The 19540-nt window shown below is 45.7% G+C and carries 15 protein-coding genes; 3 read left to right on the top strand and 12 right to left on the bottom strand.

The features are described 5' to 3' along the window. Positions 1–235 precede the first annotated feature (235 nt). From HQN90_RS30005 to HQN90_RS29995, 3 genes are all read right to left on the bottom strand, one after another. On the bottom strand, positions 236–1426 hold the full coding sequence (locus HQN90_RS30005) for an MFS transporter (protein ID WP_173226029.1): 1191 nt from the start codon (positions 1424–1426) through the stop codon (positions 236–238). A 36-nt stretch (positions 1427–1462) separates the two neighbouring features. After that, positions 1463–1912, bottom strand: coding sequence for a MarR family winged helix-turn-helix transcriptional regulator (locus HQN90_RS30000; protein WP_173226027.1), 450 nt, complete (start codon positions 1910–1912; stop codon positions 1463–1465). Positions 1913–2105: 193 nt separating this feature from the next. Beyond that, complete coding sequence (locus HQN90_RS29995; protein ID WP_173226025.1) at positions 2106–2993, bottom strand: helix-turn-helix domain-containing protein; 888 nt, start codon at positions 2991–2993, stop codon at positions 2106–2108. A gap of 133 nt (positions 2994–3126) precedes the next feature. Here HQN90_RS29995 and HQN90_RS29990 point away from each other — a divergent pair, with 133 nt between their 5' ends. Further along, positions 3127–4116, top strand: a complete 990-nt coding sequence (locus HQN90_RS29990; RefSeq protein ID WP_173226023.1) for a Gfo/Idh/MocA family protein — start codon at positions 3127–3129, stop codon at positions 4114–4116. 41 nt (positions 4117–4157) lie between these two features. Continuing rightward, positions 4158–5144, top strand: a complete 987-nt coding sequence (locus tag HQN90_RS29985; protein WP_173226021.1) for a Gfo/Idh/MocA family protein — start codon at positions 4158–4160, stop codon at positions 5142–5144. A gap of 463 nt (positions 5145–5607) precedes the next feature. Here the strand turns inward: HQN90_RS29985 and HQN90_RS29980 are convergent, their stop codons facing one another. Further along, positions 5608–6270, bottom strand: a complete 663-nt coding sequence (locus HQN90_RS29980; RefSeq protein WP_173226019.1) for a DUF998 domain-containing protein — start codon at positions 6268–6270, stop codon at positions 5608–5610. Positions 6271–6307: 37 nt separating this feature from the next. Then, positions 6308–7120, bottom strand: a complete 813-nt coding sequence (locus HQN90_RS29975) for an alpha/beta fold hydrolase (RefSeq protein ID WP_173226017.1) — start codon at positions 7118–7120, stop codon at positions 6308–6310. Between the two features lie 170 nt (positions 7121–7290). On the opposite strand from HQN90_RS29975, the gene HQN90_RS29970 reads away from it, so the two are divergent. Beyond that, a complete protein-coding gene (locus tag HQN90_RS29970; RefSeq protein WP_167388030.1) occupies positions 7291–7458 on the top strand; it encodes a hypothetical protein in 168 nt (55 codons plus the stop codon). An 88-nt stretch (positions 7459–7546) separates the two neighbouring features. Here HQN90_RS29970 and HQN90_RS29965 read toward each other — a convergent pair whose 3' ends face one another. From HQN90_RS29965 to HQN90_RS29935, 7 genes are all read right to left on the bottom strand, one after another. Then, positions 7547–9445: a glycosyl hydrolase family 28 protein gene (locus HQN90_RS29965; RefSeq protein ID WP_173226014.1), complete on the bottom strand. Its 1899-nt coding sequence runs from the start codon at positions 9443–9445 to the stop codon at positions 7547–7549. Positions 9446–9485: 40 nt separating this feature from the next. Then, the gene (locus HQN90_RS29960; RefSeq protein ID WP_173226012.1) at positions 9486–12509 is read right to left on the bottom strand and encodes a glycosyl hydrolase family 28 protein; all 3024 of its coding nucleotides are present in this window, start codon (positions 12507–12509) and stop codon (positions 9486–9488) included. Between the two features lie 95 nt (positions 12510–12604). Then, positions 12605–14125 carry an ABC transporter substrate-binding protein gene (locus HQN90_RS29955; protein ID WP_173226010.1) on the bottom strand — a complete coding sequence of 507 codons (1521 nt, stop codon included), beginning with the start codon at positions 14123–14125 and terminating at the stop codon, positions 12605–12607. Positions 14126–14220: 95 nt separating this feature from the next. Then, positions 14221–15147 (bottom strand): carbohydrate ABC transporter permease, encoded by a 927-nt coding sequence (locus HQN90_RS29950; protein WP_246362909.1) that lies wholly within the window; start codon positions 15145–15147, stop codon positions 14221–14223. Between the two features lie 12 nt (positions 15148–15159). Next, on the bottom strand, positions 15160–16062 hold the full coding sequence (locus tag HQN90_RS29945) for an ABC transporter permease (protein ID WP_173226008.1): 903 nt from the start codon (positions 16060–16062) through the stop codon (positions 15160–15162). A gap of 90 nt (positions 16063–16152) precedes the next feature. After that, positions 16153–17868 carry a sensor histidine kinase gene (locus HQN90_RS29940; protein ID WP_173226006.1) on the bottom strand — a complete coding sequence of 572 codons (1716 nt, stop codon included), beginning with the start codon at positions 17866–17868 and terminating at the stop codon, positions 16153–16155. A 14-nt stretch (positions 17869–17882) separates the two neighbouring features. After that, positions 17883–19157, bottom strand: a complete 1275-nt coding sequence (locus HQN90_RS29935; RefSeq protein WP_173226004.1) for a response regulator — start codon at positions 19155–19157, stop codon at positions 17883–17885. Positions 19158–19540: the final 383 nt, after the last annotated feature.

Genomic DNA, 19540 nt, shown 5'->3' with positions numbered 1-19540 from the left:
AGCAGGGCGAACTCCAAGATTTTCAATGGTTAATTGTTTTTCATCCTCATTTTGTATGGACACTTTCCATCCCTCGCTACATGGTTTTTCTTTATTATACTAAAAATTCAATATTATAGGGAATTGATTTGAGTTGTTCGACAGTCTCTTTTTGGCAGGCTCAGCTGGCTTTCACGGCCATGCGGACTTTTTCGCGTGGCCATGCTTCCTTTTCCCCCGGCAACTCAGCCTTCCATCAAGTCTTAACCCTCGCCTTACTTTTCCACAAAACAGACATCGTAAAAGCAGCCAACAGAATTACCGCGGCACCTATATACGGGAAGTTAATGTTGATATCAAATAAGATGCCTCCCAAAGCCGGCCCAATAATAATGCCTAGACTTGTATAGGTAGAATTCATGCCTGCAACGAATCCTTGATTTTCACCAGCCAATTTGGAAAGCAGTGTTGTCACAGAGGGCCGCAGTAAATCACAAGCAAAAAAGACAATGCACGTCACGACCAGGATACTCCAATAGCTGCTAACGAATACAGAAGCAAAAATAAAAATAGCCGCCGTCATCAGTGTGCCGTGAATCATTTTTCTCTCACCGAATTTTTCGATCAGCTTCCCAAAAAACATAATTTGCGCGACCACTCCCATAATGGAGCCTACGGTAATAATGACGGCGATCTGTTTGGCGGTAAAACCGAACTTCCGATCCACAAATAAGCTAAACATCATTTCATAAGCCGCCAATCCAAAAGCCAGCACAAACACGATCACCAGCGGTACAAAGTAAATAGGCTGGAACGACTTCTTAATTTCAGCTAAGAAACTGACTTGTTTTTTTCTTTTTCTATTATTCTCCAGCTGCTCTCTGGACAAGGGTTCTTTGAGGATAAATACCGAAATGAGTGCAGCAACTAAAGCAAAGGCAGCGGCAAAAAAGAAAGGCGCACGAATGCCCAAATCAGCTATAAACCCACCGATGCCAGGACCAATAATGAATCCCCCGCTAATGGCGGCAGCTTGATATCCTAATACTTTAGCCCTATCCTCCAATGAGGTTCGGTCTGCTATGAAAGCCGTAACGGCCGGCATAATGAAGGCGTCGCTAATTCCCCCCAATATTCTCGATAGAAAGAGTACCCATACTTGATTGCCAATTCCAAATAAAACTTCTGAGAAAGAAAAAAGGAACAGCCCCATAACGATCATTTTCTTCCTGCCAATGGTATCTACCCAAACGCCGGTAATTGGAGAGGCTAGCAGTTGGGCAAATGCAAAAGCGGAAATTAGGTAGCCCATTTGCTCCCCGCTTAAATCCAGCTCTCTAGCCAGCGAAGGCATAACAGGAACAGCTAAACCAATTCCCACAAATGCAATAAATAAATTAAATAACACTAAAGCTAAAGACATTTTTTCTTTACGAAGCATACTCATGATGTTCCTCACCTAGCTTCTTGGCGGAAGCTGCTTTCATTCGTTTTCTTTATGCTCGATGATGACCTCGTTAATTTTTTTCATCGTCTGGGTCATGTGCTGCAGATCTGCAATATCAATTTGAGAGTAGTATTTCCTAATTAACGTTTCATCCAAATTTTTTATTAACTCGGCGTATTTATGGCCTTCCTCCCCAAGAATGATGTAGAATTCCCGGCGATTGCTTGGATTGCTTTCACGAACAATAAAATGTCTTGCTTCTAATTTCGATATAACTTGGCTGACCGCACTTTTGGTTATTTCGAATTTGGCCGCGATGTCATTGGCTGTAATCCGCTCATTTCGCATAATATAAAGCATCATCACTTCTTGCTGAAAGGTTAAATGATACTCGTCAATCTTCTTCGCATTTTTGTTAGATAACACATAAAACTCGTTAAACGCATCATTCAACTCGTTCACGATTCTTCGATATTCGGCTAGCATGTCATTCCTCCTGAAAACACATAAGTTTAGTTTAGTTAACTTAACTATAAATGTTGTTCCACTTGTTGTCAAATGACCGCAGCATGCAAGCCCCTGTATCTCCTTCGAATAGGGAAACAAAAACACCCCTTATGGCTTCTGTGCCATAACGAGTGCTTAACGAACTCTCTTCCCCTCAACAGTCCCCAAATCCTTACAACTCCCGCGCTTCTCCGTACCGCATCTTCTGTTTATACTGCCTAGGTGTGCAGCCGCTAAACCGCTTGAATAATTCATAAAAATGGGCCATGTTTTCAATGCCTACTTCCACCGCAATATCTGTTACATTTTTGTTTCCGATTGCGAGCATTCTCTCCGCTTTGGCGATTCGTTTGCGATTGACGAAATCTGTGAAAGAGATGCCCACCTTTTTCTTAAAATATTTGGAGAAATACGCATAGCTCATCCCCACAGTCCGGCTTACTTCCGCCATATTGATTTTCTCGGCAAGATGCTCCTCAATGTAGGCGGAAACCGGGCGAAAAACATCCGCATCGACATACTCATGCGCGAGCAAAAGCTCCTGTTCGTCATTGCGAAGCAGCGTTAGCAGCAAATGTTTGATGTGCATGCTGACTGCAATTTCATAGCCTTTCTGCTTCTGCATGACTTCCTCGTGAATGCCCAGCAGAATCGAAGCAACCTCTTTCTGCACGTGCGGGAATTTGCGAAATATATAATTCAAGTCTTCCAGTGGATTCAGCACTTCCATGAAATGTCTTGTATAGTGCATCATCGCCGGATCGAAATAAGGTTCAAGGTCCACATGAAGCACGAGATAGGTGACTTGCTGCCCTTGAAGTCCAAAACCTCGGTGAAGCTGGGAGGAGCCGATTACCACGACCTCTCCCGGATTCAGTTGGTACGTCTGCGTCGGCGTATACATCCTATGCACACCTTCCAGCACAAGGATAAACTCAACCTCTTTATGATAATGCCATTTCTGAAAGTTTTCTTGTCCATATTCGATATGCGTAAATTTCCATACTTTCATACACAACTGAGGGTTCTGATAATGGATCGGTTCTTGGAATATTTCCACGGTGACAACCTCGCTATTTTCTCAAGAGTAAATATGGATATAAATCGGATAAATAACCGCATATACGTAACGTCTATTTCGACTGTATCATTCTTTTATAAGCAGGTATATAGCAAATGAAGGAGATGTATCGATGAAAGTAGCTGTATTAGGTTGCGGCGGATTGGGACGTGTCCATGCAAGCATCTATGCCAAGATGAAGGATGTAGAATTGACAGGTGTTTGTGATCTACAACTCCAGCTTGCCCATGATTTGTCTGAAATTACAGGGGCTCCTGCTTACCTATCCTTCGAGCAGATGTTGGAGCAGGCTGAATTTGATGTGATCAGCATTGCAGTGCCAAGCTTTTTGCACAAAGAATATACGATCAAGGCGGCTAAAGCCGGAAAACACGTCATTTGTGAGAAACCCATTGCCCTCCATCTTGAAGATGCCGAGGAGATGATTCGCTGCTGTGAAGAAAACGGGGTTCGCTTGTTCGTTGGACATGTCGTTCGCTTCTTCCCGGATTATGTCAATATGAAACGTTCCCTGGACGAAGGTAAAATAGGCAAGGCCTGCGTCGCTCACGCCAGCCGGATTGGGTCCCATCCTGGGGATACGAAAGCATGGTTTAAAGATTTTGATCAAAGCGGCGGCGTTATTGTTGATCTGATGATCCACGATTTGGACTTTTTGAGATGGACGCTTGGCGAAGTCACAACCGTTTACGGATTAAATCATTGCAACGATCAGCTGGATTATGCGCTAGTGACCTTGCAATTCGCAAGTGGGGCTGTTGCCAACGTCGAAGCGAACTGGGGGTTCCCCGGACCGTTCCAGACGAAAGCCGAGATTGCCGGAAACGCAGGCATCGTGATCGCCAATAGCTTGAACAGCAGCTCTCTGAAGATTCAAAAGGCTCCTTCCGCCTCAGCAGCAAGCGCCTTCGTAACTATCCCTGAAAGCCCGGGCTTCCAAAGTCCCTATGAGCTGGAGCTGCAGCACTTCATCACGAGCATTCTCACAGGTTCGGAAGCCATCGTGACCGCAAGAGATGCCTACAAAGCCTTGGAATTGGCGCTTGCCGCGATTGAAAGCGTGCAAACGGGCAAGGCCGTTCATCTACCGCTTACCAAATAAATCTTTTAGCTCAAACGCATAACCATGAGGAGGCACGTACAATGAATAAACTTAAAGTTGGTATGATTAGCTTTGCGCATGGTCACGCTTTCTCTTACTTCCATGCCCTGCTTTCTTTGCCTGAGGTAGAGCTTGTAGGAATTGCTGATCCTCTCAAAAGCCGGGTGGATTCTCTCTTAAACCAGTATCCATTGTCCTATTACGAGGATTATCGGGAATTGCTTGCTGCTGATATTGACGCTGTCGTCATCTGTTCAGAAAATGTTTATCATGCCGAGATCACGATCGAAGCCGCCAAACGAGGCAAGCATATACTCTGCGAAAAACCGCTCGGTATAACGACAGAGGAGATGCAGGCCATGCTGTCAGCATGTCAGGAGAACAATGTCCAGCTGATGACGGCATTCCCATGCCGCTATCTGGCAGCCGTCGTGCAGGCCAAGAAAGCGGTCGAAGACGGAGAAATCGGCGAGATTGTCGCGATCAAGGGAACGAACCGGGGCACCTTCCCTGGCGGTTGGTTCGTCGATCCGAAGCTCTCTGGCGGCGGCGCACTATTGGACCATACGGTACATGTCATGGATCTAATGAATTGGTTCACTGGCTCTCAGGTGAAAGAAGTTTACGCTTACGCGGCGGCTTTATTTCATGAAAACCTTGAAGTGGACGATGCCGGTATGATTCATGTCAAATTCGCAAACGGCGCATTTGGCGTACTGGATACGAGTTGGTCCAGGACCGCACCGTTCCCGACATGGGGAGATGTGACGATGGAGATCATCGGAACCAAAGGCGTCATTTCTGTCGATGGACTCGCACAGAAGAACGAACTTTACAGCAGCGCTGCCGGCAAAGGCCAGTGGGATTATTGGGGAGACAACATGGATGCCTACATGATCCAAGCCTTCGTGCAAGCGCTTCTCAGCGGCGAAGCGGTTCCCATCTCCGGCGAAGATGGCTTGCGCTCAGCGGCAGTCGCGTTGGCTGGATATCGCTCTATCCAAGAAGGCCAGCCTGTCCTGTTGTAGATGAATAGGGCTGTTCCCTAAGCAGATAATTCTGCTTGAGGACAGCCCTTTTCTTATTCATTCATGCACTTGCGTGATGATTTGGATGTTGCCTTGCGCCCCACCTGCAGGCCGCTGTTCGCCAAAAGACCTCAGCCCGGCCTATTGAAGTAACCGACTAGAGAAATTCCTGCGATTATGCATCCTTTCGTCCGTGAAACAACCTAAATCAGGAAATTCCTGCGATTATGCATCCTTTCGGAGCCTTTTCTTGATTTCAGGATGAAAAAGCTTGAAAAGCCTGCATAATCGCAGGCTTTTTCCATTTTCCACCCTGTTTCGTTGAAAAAGCCTGCACTTTTGCAGGCTTTCCCATGCAGTGACCATGCGCCCTTGCGAGCTGGAAGCCATAGCGCTGTATAAACACGGTGCTAAAGGAGACGTTCCGTTCAGCCCCACCCCGCGATTCGCCGATGCCTATGCCTCACACAACGGATGCTTCAGCGCGCAGTCGCACGGCGAGAGCGGATACCCATCCGAAAGAAACGATTCCAGCGCTCCCCATGATGACCCCGATCCAGCTGCTCATACCCATTCCTACTACAATGAGCAAAGGCGAAATGCTAGCTGTCGCCATGCAGTAGACTCCCCAGCCACGTTCCCCTTGCGCCGCGAACCGGCGAGCAAAGACGACGCATGCCGCTATTAGGCATAAGAACGCTGCAAAGAAAGCCAATGAATGCAAGCTCGCTTCCCCGCTCATCGTTGTTGGCATACCCGCAGGGGCTCCTACGGGAAAACCGAGACCAGGATCCGGGCGAAAAATGCCCGCCATTGCCATACCTAGGCCATAGATGCCAATGAGCATCGGCCCCCACGTTCCGCCCTTCCTGCCTCGCAGCAAGGCGCGTATGCCAACAGCCGCCGCCACTGCGAGCAGCCCGCTGAAGATGAAAGCCGCGCTTTGAATCCATCCCAAATCACCTAAAGTCAACGTACTGATGGCGTGGCGCCTAATATCAAACCCCGCGCGTGTAAACACTTGAGCTGCGACTATCGCATAGAACAAAGGCGCGGACACGACCCCGCCAATCAAGAGCAGCCTAATTAAGCTAGCACGACTATTTTTTGCATACGTCTTTTGCATAGTAATCTTCCTTTCTATCTCCATCGTTCACTAGTGACTAGTGATTACTCTTAAAAAATAAAACAAGCTCTGCTGAAATTCGTTTGGTATCGAGCTTCTTGGTATGTCCAAGTCCCTTTTTACTCAACAGCTGCGCGTTGGGCAGCACATTAGCCAGAGCCGCGGCACCTCGTCGCAGTGAAACCGGACTTTCGGTACCCTCAAGCACCAAGGTTGGCACCACAACGGTGCGCCAGAGCTGAGAAGGGAGCGGCTTTCCATGCATAAAGCCATCCAATAATGCTGCGTCGTAGGGGAGTGTATGAGCAACAGCCCTAAGGTTAGACCACACGCCTGGCATCATGCGCATCAAGCCAACAACGAACGAAGGCGCCCCCATCCCTTTTGTCATAAAATACTTGATGGCATCCGCCCGGCGATTACCTGCAATAAGCTCTTTAACGTACCACACGAAATCTTCCGGAGGCTTGCGATCTGCCGCATCGACCACAAAAGGAGGTTCATACAGAGCCAGCTTCGCAATGTTGGAGCCCTTCGCCGATGCCTGCAAGGCAAGAACCGCCCCGGAAGACAACCCCCAAACATAAGCCGATCCGCCCGCTGCATCAATCATCGCATCCAGATCTTCAATCTCGCGCGCTGTGTCATAAGGCTGCGTGTCCCCGCTATCGCCACGGCCGCGGCGATCGTAGTTGTACACCGTGAAGTGCTCCGCCAACCTATCAGCCAATTGCACCATCGCAGGGAATTTCCGGTAGCTGAAAGCACCCCCTACCAAGATGAGCGCCCGCCCTTTCCCTACTTTGTCATAAGTGATTGTAGTACCGTCTTTAGAAGTTGCTGAATACATGAGTATGCCTCCTTGGATTGTAACAATTCGTGCTTATATAATGACGACGAACGGCTGACAGGGAAATCGACACAGCCAGTTGTTCTCCCTATTTTTTTCCTCAATTAGTATAATTTTTTTATACGGTGGCACACTATCCCTTGTTGTTATTTTAAAGAAGGAGGTAGCATATGACTAACCAAAACAATCAAGCAAGCAAAGCGGAAGTACAATCAACGGAGTTAAACAAACTGCCTGTCCCAGGACAAGATGATACCGAGTTTTCCGCAGAGGAAGCCGCAGAGGCATTTAAAGAAAATCAATCCTCCAGCAGCAATTCGCAAAATCAAGAATCCTAATAAGCAATGCGCAAAAAGCCTAGTCCCACTTGGACCAGGCTTTTCGTTTGCTATAATAGTGTGGTGCCAATTGCCAATCGGCCTGACCTTACGAGGGCCTTGTCCCGAAATAAATATTCGAAACATGATCCTGCACATCAATATGCCCGGAAATGGTATCTGTAACCAGTATGTCTTGCCTTTTATAATTTGTAAAATAAACATCCTTCACATACGACACCTGATTTACACCCTTTAATAAAGCCTTCTGCTCCCCGCTACCCTGATAGGTGACGTTATCCAGCGTAATGTTTTGGATTATTCCCCCATCCCAATCTCCAGGAAACCGTTCATCCGTCCGGAATTGAAACACGGCAGCTTTATAGGGATCTCTAAAAGCGTCTATTCTTATATCTTTGAATACGATATTTCGAATATGGTTCCCTCCATTTGCCCATAACTTCAGCACGCCTGTGAACTTATCGAGGATATACACCCCTTGTTGATTCAGGACATCGATATTTTGAAACGTCAAATCTGAAATGTGGGCATCGGCTACACTTCCCAGACCTATGAGAATCGTATGCGCGTCATCTCCCCACAGCACACTATTTTGCACCGTATTCAAGGACGTCTTGCCATAATGATACATCACGATATCATCATCAGGCGTTCGAATAAATACACCCGTAATTAGCCCATGGCTCGATCCACTAAAATGAATGCCATCCGCATTCACTTCATAAGCAATAATATGAATGTTTCTGACAACCGGTCTTGTGGAAAAATTCATCACCACTGCCCACATGGTTGGATCTATAATCGTAATTCCCTCCACGAGATTATCACATCCGCTGCTTAGCCAAATAGCGCCCGTCCTGCCTTCGCCGGGATTCGGATTAGTATGCTGCAATTGACTGCCATCGAGAATGCCGCGGCCCCTTATGGTTACACGATCCACTTCGTCAGACGAAATAGACCCGTAACAAACAGCGCCAGGCGCCAAGTAAACCGTCGTATCATTTTGGGAAATAAAGAAAGATTCACCCGAATGCCAGTTCCCATAATTGGAACTTGTCTCATAACCGGTATGCTCATTTCCGTCAACGGCATGGATGTAGCTGGGCATTGCTCCCGCGATTGCGCGATTCAGCGCCAGATTCACAGTACCGCCCGCTTCATAAACTTTGAACTCGCCGATTGAATTGCTGAACACCCAACCGGAAGCAACGTTGCTTCCAAGTAGCATGAGCCGCACATATCTGGCTTTCTTTGGATTAAAGGTTCTCGTCAAATATCCCGTATCCGTATTCTTGGTACCATCATAGGCAAGGGTATAAGGATCATCCGTCTGCACTTTCGTTTCTACTACAAACTTGTTCGGGTACGAGAGAGGCTCCATGCCTAATCCTTGCATTTTTAATATCGTCTGCCTGAGATCAAATCGATCAATCACATACTCAGCGCCAAGATCAACCTCCAGCCAAGAACCTTGCGGCAAGGTATGCCGTCCAGGTTTAAAATAATACGTATCTTTCCCCACAGGCAATTGCAAAGGAATCGCATCCCCTGGATAAATGAGGTGAACATTGGGAGCACATTCCGAAGGCACATCCGTCTCCAATGGATTCGTTAGGATATGCAGGTTTTCCGTATTCCAGCTGTCGTTGAGGCGAATGACAATTTTACGTGGTGAATCATCGTTTTGTGTGGTTGAAAAGGTAAGGGTATTCTCCACTTGCACAGCATCAATGCCATAGGAATTGGGCCTGATATCGCAGCAATTAACCGTTCCCCCATGATAAGCGACGTTAACATCTATCGTGCCGGAGAAGTCGAAAATCACCATGGAAGAATCAAACTTCGTTCCATCTTGATGACCTAAACTAACATTGTAAACGAATAAATCGGTCCACTCCGTCTCATTCGATGGCTTAATCTGAACCGTGAAGGTAGGATTCATCGCAGTTCCTGCCGGTGGGGACCATGTATGAACAATATTGGACATTATTCCTCCTGTGAAACCTGAGTATGATTGCAGCTTATGGCTAATTAGCAATGATTACATTGTCAAAATAAAAGATTCCGCCTACAGGAGATTCGGACGACACAAAACCTACTCTGCCTATATCATTGGTGGCGGACTCCAGCGATTTATTCGCATTGATCCGTACATTATCGACGTACAAATCAAAAGTGTCCGTACTCGTATTGATCATGAGCTTCACATCGTACCATTGATTGATGTTGTAAGGCATTAACGCTGTCCAGACATTCCCGTTGTTGCTGTATACATTTCCGCCGCTATCGAAGCCAACTTGGGTAAGCTCCGTGCCTGCGGAGTTGTATACCGCCAGCGATTTCCAGTTGGTTTTGTTGGCTATGTTCATTCTGGCTTGTACCGTCACGATGCCGGACATAGCGCTTATGGACTTATACGAATTGACGATGCTGCTTGTCGTCTTGAGCATTTTCACGCTTTTATCCATCGTACTCGGTACTGCCTCTACAGTGGCTCCCGATGTGCTGGCCCACCCGCTTGGCGCGTTTCCGATTGTATCCGAGTTGAAATCGCTATCAAGAATCGTAGGTAGGAAAGATACCTTCACTTGATCAAAATAATACGTTCCTGCGGCAGCCTCACCGGATGTAAACATGACAGCGCCAACATGGTCAGTCGATACTTCAAATGACTGGTTGGACGCTTTAAGAACGCCATCAATAAAGAGATTATATCGATCTGTTGCGGTGTTTAATTCTATTTTGATGTCATACCATTGATTGGTACTGTACGGCATAAAAGCAGTCCAGACCGTACCATTATTGCTGTAGATGTTGCCTGCCGAGTCAAAACCAACCTGCATCAGCTCCGTCCCAGAAGCGTTCATAACAGCTAGCGATTTCCAGTTGGTTTTGTCGACGATTTTCATTTTGGCTTGCACAGTCACAATACCGGATGTTGGAGGTAAGGATTTGGAACTGCTGATGGCGGCGCTTGTCGTCTTGCTCATACGGACGCTTTGGTCGCTCGCGCTCGGATCAGGCTGAACCGTTACTCCCGGGCTGCTCGTCCAGCCTGTAGGGGCGCTTCCCGCCACATCGCTATTGAAATTGGCTGTATAGGAATAGTTAATATTCGATACACTCCCCGCACTCGTGATATTGCCGGATGCTTGATCCGTAACTAGGCTCCCATTTCTTGTATAGTTGTTGATATAGATATCTTTGACATCATTGCTGCTGCCCGCGCCGGACAATAACGATGTCAATTCCCCGCTCCCCTTATAGGTGATGTTATCCAGCGTGACGTTTGAAATTCGGCCATTGCCTTCTCCAGCAAACCGTTCATCGGTTCGGAATTGAAACACGACGGATTTGGCAGGGTCCCGGAAGGCTTCTATCCGAATATCTTTGAATAAGACATTTTTAATTTCATTGCCGCCATTGGGCCATAACTTCATGACACCGTTAAATTTAGTAAGATCCACAACCCCCTGTTGGGCAAGGACATCCAAATTTTGAAATGTTAAATCGGTGATATTGGCATTGGGCTCCGTTCCCAAACCGATGAGCAGGGTATGTGCGTCATCTCCCCACAGAACACTATTCTGGACGGTGTTCAATGAGGTTGGACCATAGTGGTACATGACAATATTATCGTCCGGCGTTCTTACGAATGAACCCGTCACCAGCCCGTTCGTGCTGCCGGACAAATGAATGCCGTCTGCATTCGCCACGTAAGTGATAATATTGACGTTTCTAACTGTAGGCCTTGTTGAGAAATTCATCACGACCGTCCACATGCAGGCGTCTTGAATCGTAATGCCTTCGATCGTATTGTCGCTTCCATTATTCAGCCAAATAGCGCCTGTTCGTCCTTCCCCAGGGCTTGGGTTCGCATGCTGCAGCAGGCTTCCATCGAGAATGCCACGGCCTTTAATGGTCACATTGCTTACGCCGTCAGATGAAATGGATCCATGTACAACTGCACCTGGCTGCAGGTAGACCGTCGTATTATTCTTGGAAATATAGAACGACTCTCCCGGGTGCCAGTTGCCATATCCCTTTTTTGTGCCAAATTGAGTCAGCGAATTGCCGTCGAATAATTGCGTATAGCTGGGGAAAGCTCCGGCTATCCCATGATTCAAAGCTAAATTCGTTGTGCCGCCAGCTTGCATAACCTTGAATTCGGTCACAGTACTGCTAAATAAATACCCCAAAGTCACATTGCTTCCGAGCAGCCGCAGCCTCACATATCTCGCATTTTTGGCCGGAAAGCTCTTGGTAATCGATCCCAGAAGGCTGTTGCTTGTCCCGTCATAGGCCGTCGTGTAAGCGTCGCCCGCATTTACTTTGGATTCAACGATAAACTTATTCGGGTACTCAGGGCCATTAGTGTATAAAGGCGCCTGCTCAAGACCAATCTTATCGATCGCATAGACAGCGCCAAGATCAACTTCCGCCCATGAACCTTTGGGCAGCGTGTGCTCGCCAGCTTTAAAATAATACGTATCTTTGCCGGCTGGCAGCTCCAGGGGGATAGCATCTCCCGGATTGATGAGATACACATTGGACGCCGTTTGCGACGGAGCATTAGTCTCAAGCGGATTCGTCAGGATATGCAAGACGCCTGTATCCCAGCTGTTATTGATACGTACAACGATTTTACGTGGCGAAAGATTATCCTGTACCACAGAGAAAGAGAGTGTATTCCCCGTCTGGACAGCCTGAATGCCATAGGAAGAAGGCGTAATATTATAAGAGCTAATCGTTCCCGGATTGTAAGTTACTTTCACGTCTAATGAGCCGGAAAAATCAAAATTCACATACGATGAATCGAAATTCGTGCCATCCTGATGACCTACTTTTACATTGTATTCATAGAGATTCATCCATGCTGCCTCATCCGATGGTTTCACCTGAACCGTGAATGTCGAATTAGCTGCGGTGCCTGATGGAGGAGACCATGAATGGACTAGATTTGCACCTGTGGCTTTCGCCTGCAATCCGCCTAGAAAGCCTAGCATGGCAACCAAGCTAAACAGCAATAAAAATCGCTTCATCATGAACATATGAAATTCCCCCGTTTCAAATTAGCGCTCAAGCGCGGTCTGGGATGTATGTTAAGTGGGGAACCTAATCAAATAGGCCCCCCTTAAACAAATAGTTACTTTTTGGCTGTCGCGCTCCATTCATTCAATTGCTTTTGTTTCTCTGCAATAATTTTGTCAATGCCTGCGCTCTTCAGGGCAGCAACCATTTTGGGAATATACACTTCAGGGTCTACGGAACCGGACATAATCGCCTGTTGGTATTGCTTGAGCACGCTGTTGCTGGCAGCCACTTCCTGCGTTAAAGATTCGGAATTCCAAGCAAATCCAAGCGCAGGCGACTTGTCGGCTGTTTCGTTGAATGTTTTGAATTTCTCCCATTTCTTCGGATCTTCATTGGGGAATAAATAGGTTAGCATTTGATTCCCCCACATCCAAGGCTCGTTTTTATAGCCAACGGATGCCGCATCAACTCCGGCAGGGAAATCGATCGTTGTCTCATCCTTTTTCACATAATGGGTTCCTTCAACACCGAAATCAAACAGATTAAGCAGCGTTTTATCGCCGTAAAGCATGTTTAGGAACATCATAGCCCGGTTGGGATCTTTCGAAGTTCTGGGAATAGCCGTCATAATTCCTGTTGTGTTCAACGTAATCGGCGTGTTCACCATTTCTTTCTGAACGACCTTAACTCCCCAGGCTGAGGACATTTCGGCATCTTTGCCAGGTTTCAGCTCCGAATACATCGCGAATGCCTTGCCAGCTTGCATAGCGCCAAAATCTTTGACCGTTGCCGCATCGAGATTCATATACTTCGCCTGATACCATTTGCGTGCCAGCTTGGCATAGTCCATGAACACTTTGGATTCAAAAATATCGACCACTTTCAACTCTTTGCTGGAACGGTCCAAGCCGCCCAAATAATCGCCAAGATTATCGAACGACGAAGAACTGACGGCAAAATTGCTCATCTGGCGCCCCTCTTGCCCAAAGAAAGGAACGATGCCTGGTTCATTGTCTTTAATCGTTTGCAGCATAGGCTCCAAATCCTCAAGTTTGTTCACCTTGCTGATATCAAATTTATATTTATCGACTAATGCCTTATTGAATAAAATACCGTCTACACTGGCAAATTCTTTGTTCGTAGGAAGTCCGTAAATCTTCCCGCCAATCCTTGTTCCGTCCAGAAACTGGGGCTGCAAAGCCTTCGTTACATCTGCCCCGTATTTGGCAACAAGCTCATCTAAAGGCAAGAATGCACCTTTGGCTACATTTTGCGAATAACCAAGGCCGCCCGCCGTCATCATCACGTCCATTTGCTCATTCGTGGCAATCATCAGATTGGTCTTCTCCATCCAAGTTCCCCACTCAATCGGCTTGAGTTCAACTGTAGCGTTAATTTTGTCTGTTAAATACGCATTCATCTTCTCTTGCACAGCTTTAAGGTCCTTGGGAACCGCCCCTGTTGCGTAAACGATTGTCAGCTTATACGGATCCAGTTTTGAAGAAGAAGCTTTATCCTTCGTACTTTCCGAAGTGTTTTTCGCTGTATTCTCCTTCGTCGCCGAATGACTGCAGCCTGCTATTACGGTACTTAATGTGAGAATAGCCGTCGTCATTACGATAACCTTTTTCATTGTGACCAAGTCTCCCCCGAATGTTTTTTTGTCGTGCAACTGGCCTTTTTCCCCTACGTGGCTTAGATGAATCACCTCCTCCATTAAATCTAGTACTAGCCTTTAACCGAGCCCACAGTGAGACCTTTCACCAAATACTTCTGGAAAAAAGGATAAGAAATAAGAATAGGACCTATGCCAATAACCGCCATTGCCATGATGATGGAATTTTGGGGCATTTCCGAAATTAGTTTGGCGGAATTCGCATTTTCCGTATGTGAGGACAAGAACTGAATATTCAATAAAGCTTTGGTCATTAAGTATTGAACACTGAAATAGTTGGAATCGCTAATAAAAATCAATCCATTAAACCAATCGTTCCAATAAGCCAGCGTGGTGAACATCCCAATCGTTGCCAGCACAGATACCGAAAGCGGGAGTACGAGTTGAAAAAAGATCCGCCATTCCCCAGCGCCGTCAATACGAGCAGACTCAATTACCGAAAGCGGAACAGAGTTCGAGAAAAAGGTTCTCATGATCAGCACATTAAATCCATTCATAAGCAGCCCCGGAATCATAAGTGCCCAGATCGTATCTCTCAAGTCAATGATTTGGGTATAGACCAAATACCAAGGGACCAAACCGCCATTTAATAAAATCGTAAAAAACACATAAAAGGACAGTATCTTGCGATACGGGAAATCCTGCCGGGACATCGGGTACGCGACTAAACTTGAAATGAATAAGCTGGTTAAAGTCCCCCCCACGGTAATAACAATGGTCACGCCGTACGCTCGAAATAATTGATGAATGTCGATAAATAAATAGCGGTAAGCGGCTGTGCTCCATATTTTCGGAAAATAGGTGTAGCCGCCTGTACGCAGAATACTCTCATCCGTAAAAGAAGCGATTAGCACCAGCACAATCGGAAATAAACAAAACACACACATCACTAAGAAGAAACCATGCAATAAACCGCTCGCCCAAGGTGATCCTTCCCGGTGCGTTCGAAATCGCTTTTGATTAACCATCTTCACTTCCATACGTATCCCCCTCTAAAATAAAGCGCTCTCTTTATCCCATTTTCTGACCAGCATATTGGCGATGATGACGAGCACGAATCCCACTGTCGATTGGTATAAACCCGCAGCCGAAGACATGCCGATATCACCTGTTACCAATAAAGCTCGGTAGACGTAAGTATCAATGACATTGGTAGTCGAGAACAAAATGCCTGTATTGAGAGGGACTTGGAAGAACATGCCGAAATCGGCATAAAAGATGCGGCCAATCAGAATCAGCACCACAACGATCACCACCGGACGGATCAGCGGAAGCGTGATCTTCGTCATCTGCAGCCAGCGATTCGCGCCATCCATGCGGGCAGCCTCATAATACTCCTGATTAATGCCGATCATAGCGGCAAAATAGATCAAACTGGAATATCCGACATATTTCCACGTATTCACGATAACAAGGATGTAAGGCCAGTATTTGGACTCCAAATACCATTCAATCGGTTGTATATGCAAGAACGGAAAAATGACTTTATTGATAAAACCGTGTTCGATACTGAAAAAAGCCAGAACAATATAGCCCACGATGCTAAAAGAAATTAAAAAAGGCAGCAGCATGATACTTTGGTACAAATTGCGCGCAAAGCGATTTTTGATCTCGTTCAACAACAGCGCTACCAGCAGGGCAATAATTAAATTATTAACGATGATAAACGTTCCATTGTAGAGCAGCGTATTGCGGGTAATGATGAAGGCATCCTGTGATTTGAACAGAAATTCAAAATTTTTGAAGCCCACCCAGTCGCTATGGAAAATTCCTTTAGTGTAGTTAATGTTCTTAAACGCAATGAATGTGCCAAGCATAGGCAAGTAATTGTTGATAAATAAATACAACACGCCTGGCAGTGTCATTAGAATCAGACTGCTATATTTCTTTGCCATTCCGCTACCCTCCACTCTATTTCTCTTCTTCATTGTAGAGGGAGCGGCTTACATCAGATAGCGCTCAAGATACCGAACCTATCACTCAAGTTACTTCTTGGGCATAAAAAGACGAACGACTGCCCCTTTTTCCAGCCCATTTCCAATCATGAGACGGGCCTCATTGGCATAATAGGCTTGCAGTCTTTGTTTCACATTGTGAATGCCCAAATTCCCGGCATCCTCAAATGCCTGACCGCTTGTCACGAACTTGCGCAGCGCTTGCTCCGAAAACCCATTGCCATTATCGGCAATCTGTATCCAGAAGCCACGGCTATTACCTGCTTGCTCTTCATAACAGCTAATTTTCAAATGAAAGCCCTCCTCCTGCATCACCATGCCATGGATAATGGCATTTTCGACAAAAGGCTGGAAAATCAAAGAAGGAATAAGCAGCTCGCCGACATGCTCATCCATTTCAATAGTGTAATCAAAATGCAGCGGAAAACGCATCTTATGTATTTGCAAATAGTGGTCGATGTGCTTCATTTCTTCCCGGATTGTGACCATTTTCTGCGGGCTTCGGATCATGGAGCGGAAATAATGCATCAGATGCACCATCATTTTCTGAGCTAATTCGGATTTCTTAGTGGCAATAAGATTATAGGCAATATTTAAAGAATTTAATAAAAAATGAGGATTGATTTGCAATTGCAGGTGCTTAATTTCGGCTTGCTGCGTTTTAATATGCTCTTCATAGACGTTGATTTTCAAAGAAGAAATTTCAGCGGACATGGTGTTGAAGGTCTCCGAAAGCACGGCCAATTCCTTGGAATGACTGGGCGGCATCCTGTAGGTCAAATCCCCTTCCTGGATGCGTCTCATGGCGCGGATCACACGAAGGATAGGGTTCAGCACGATTTTTTTAAGCAAAACTAAATTAATAATCAGAAAACAGCCAATAACAAAGGGCAGGAAATATATTAACTTTTGCAGCAAAGAGAGCTGTTTATAGACACTTTTCTCTGGCAGGAGTACCGTCATGACCATATTAGAAACCTGAGAGCGATTCGTAACTAATAAATACTTATTCGGAATTTCTACCGTGTGGAACGCTTTATCTGTTTTGAGAATCTTGCTTGTGAGCTGCTGTAGATACACCGGAGAAATATTCGTTGCCGTTAACGGTTCCGCTTGGTCAGAGAAGAAAATAATTTGCTCATCGGCGACCAACGGGACCTTATTGGAAGGAGCAGCTAAGCTTTGAATGGGAATGATACTCCCTACGTAGAGACTTTGCCCCGATTTAACGACATGAATCACACAAGGAATATTAGCGACCTTAATCGTTCTCCAGCCGTCCCCTTGATCCAAATATTGCCCTTCGTTACGCAGCCATTCATGAAGGAAGTCTTCCTTCTGTGGAATCTGAGATCCGGTTGCCCTGGTCATAACAAGATCTTTGGTTTTCGCTGAATAAATGAATAATGCGCCTAATTCGCTATAGTAGTTAATATCCTTCTCCATCGTATTGGCAGCAGCGATTCGCGTCATTAAATATTCATCGCTTCCGCGGGGCTGCAATTCCAGCGATATGACCGCCGGATCTTGAAGCGCCAATCTAAACATATACGTATTGATTTCGGATAATTTATTGTCAATATAGCTCATTTGCCCGCTCAAAAGACTTGAATTGGTTTGTGCCACTTGTTCGCGGACCAAATTCATCGCATAGCTATTGCTGAAAAACAATAATAAAAGCAAAGGAAGGGAAATTACCATAAAAACGATTACAAATTTGAAAATAAGAGAATTTCTGTCATTCATTTTCTGTCCCGCTCCTAATTATGTAATTTCCGCAATTCATGTGGTGTCATATGAAAGGTTCGCTTAAACATTTTAGAAAAATGAGAGAAATGCGTATAGCCAAGAGAAACGGCAATTTGACTGATCGTAGCGTCTGTACGCGTTAAAAGATCCTTGGCCATCTTCATCCGTTCAAATGTCATGAAATCGGTGAGTGTTTCGCCTGTTTCCTTTTTAAAAAACCGCGACAAATACGCTGGATTCAAATGAACAGACGCGGCGATTTCTTCCCGGGTTATTTCCGAGGTCACATGGTCCAAGATATATTTTTTCACCATTTCAATGATCGCTTTTTCTCCTTTACGGGCGCTTTGCCTTTGGTACATGAATGTCATCTTCGACTGAGTCACATTGTTGCTTTCCATCACGATTAAATCTTGATATACCCCATATAAATCCTGAATGGACGCCCAATTTCCTATGTAGCAAGAGATATCGCAATAAAAATATTCACTGCATGCCCGAATAAAGGTTTCACATCTTAAGCGCCAGCCTTCCAAGGAGTCCCGCTCGCTTCCACCCGAGTAAATGAATATCACATTGATGCCGGAATGATCTTGCAACGCAAGTCCGCTATCCTGCCCGATCACCAGCTCCGCTGCCGCGTTTCGGATGGCATACTCAAGTACCTCCTCATCTCTGGAGCTGAACTCTTTGTGCCACTTTTCCACACTGATCAAGATCGGCAGAATGGTAAAGTTGTCCGAAATAGTTAACCCAACCTCTTGCAGCTCGCCTTCCATCTTGACGGGATCATTGGAAATCCGCTCATCCAAATAATCTTGCCAAATCCGTTCAACTAATAGCGGCTTCTTGGCCTCCCATAGCGGGTAGAACCTTTCATACGTCTCTTTAATTTCTTCAAATCCCAGCTCTTTTTTGCGAATTTCCAATGCCTTGACGATAATCTCTTCGAGTTCCGAAAAGTTTACGGGCTTCACCATATAATCAAAAACGCCCAATTGAAGCGCCTTTTTAGCATAATCAAATTCAGAATGGCACGTCAGAAACACGACAACCATAGAAGGATAATGCTCTTTAACCCATTCCATTAATAGAAGTCCATTGCCACCCGGCATCTCAATGTCGCATATCATAATATCAATCTGGTGATCTGTGACGATTCGTTTGGCCATGTCGATATTGTAAGCTTCAAAAATATCTGTAAACCCCAGAGAGGCCCACTCCAAATTATATTTAATGCCCTCAATGGCATAGATTTCATCATCAACAAGCAGTAATTGACTCACCGCTGACGCCTCCTTTATATATCGTAATTACTATAAGTGTAGCAGGAGATGCTCCTCTGGAACATAAATAATCTTTAGTATTCGTTATTCGCAAAAGCGGCCTTTTGTCCATCGTGATGTTCGTACACACCTTCGTTGAATAACAAAGAAGCCGTCCCACAAGCAGAAATTGCTTGAAGACAGCCTTCGTTTATTCTGGACTACATCCTTATTGCTTTGATATCGTCCTGCTCTAGCTCCAGTTATTTTAATAAACCTGCAATTGTGCATCCTTTTTGCTCTTGGCATAGCCTAAATGATGAAATTCCTGCGTTTGTGCAGGCTTTTGAGGCTTTTTCCGGATGAGAGGCTGAAAACGATGAGAATACCTGCACATTTGCAGG

Origin of the sequence: Paenibacillus alba, assembly GCF_013204855.1 — a bacterium.
GTDB lineage: Bacteria > Bacillota > Bacilli > Paenibacillales > NBRC-103111 > Paenibacillus_E > Paenibacillus_E alba.
This window is presented reverse-complemented; position numbering and strand designations above follow the sequence as displayed.

Excerpts from the sequence above, each read along its gene's own strand:
- HQN90_RS29970 (WP_167388030.1), top strand. The coding sequence starts at position 7,291 with ATGACTAACCAAAACAATCAAGCAAGCAAAGCGGAAGTACAATCAACG.
- HQN90_RS30000 (WP_173226027.1), bottom strand. The coding sequence starts at position 1,912 with ATGCTAGCCGAATATCGAAGAATCGTGAACGAGTTGAATGATGCGTTT.
- HQN90_RS29975 (WP_173226017.1), bottom strand. The coding sequence starts at position 7,120 with ATGTATTCAGCAACTTCTAAAGACGGTACTACAATCACTTATGACAAA.
- HQN90_RS29955 (WP_173226010.1), bottom strand. The coding sequence starts at position 14,125 with ATGAAAAAGGTTATCGTAATGACGACGGCTATTCTCACATTAAGTACC.
- HQN90_RS29990 (WP_173226023.1), top strand. The coding sequence starts at position 3,127 with ATGAAAGTAGCTGTATTAGGTTGCGGCGGATTGGGACGTGTCCATGCA.
- HQN90_RS29960 (WP_173226012.1), bottom strand. The coding sequence starts at position 12,509 with ATGTTCATGATGAAGCGATTTTTATTGCTGTTTAGCTTGGTTGCCATG.
- HQN90_RS29985 (WP_173226021.1), top strand. The coding sequence starts at position 4,158 with ATGAATAAACTTAAAGTTGGTATGATTAGCTTTGCGCATGGTCACGCT.
- HQN90_RS29965 (WP_173226014.1), bottom strand. The coding sequence starts at position 9,445 with ATGTCCAATATTGTTCATACATGGTCCCCACCGGCAGGAACTGCGATG.
- HQN90_RS29980 (WP_173226019.1), bottom strand. The coding sequence starts at position 6,270 with ATGCAAAAGACGTATGCAAAAAATAGTCGTGCTAGCTTAATTAGGCTG.
- HQN90_RS30005 (WP_173226029.1), bottom strand. The coding sequence starts at position 1,426 with ATGAGTATGCTTCGTAAAGAAAAAATGTCTTTAGCTTTAGTGTTATTT.
- HQN90_RS29945 (WP_173226008.1), bottom strand. The coding sequence starts at position 16,062 with ATGGCAAAGAAATATAGCAGTCTGATTCTAATGACACTGCCAGGCGTG.
- HQN90_RS29950 (WP_246362909.1), bottom strand. The coding sequence starts at position 15,147 with ATGGAAGTGAAGATGGTTAATCAAAAGCGATTTCGAACGCACCGGGAA.
- HQN90_RS29940 (WP_173226006.1), bottom strand. The coding sequence starts at position 17,868 with ATGAATGACAGAAATTCTCTTATTTTCAAATTTGTAATCGTTTTTATG.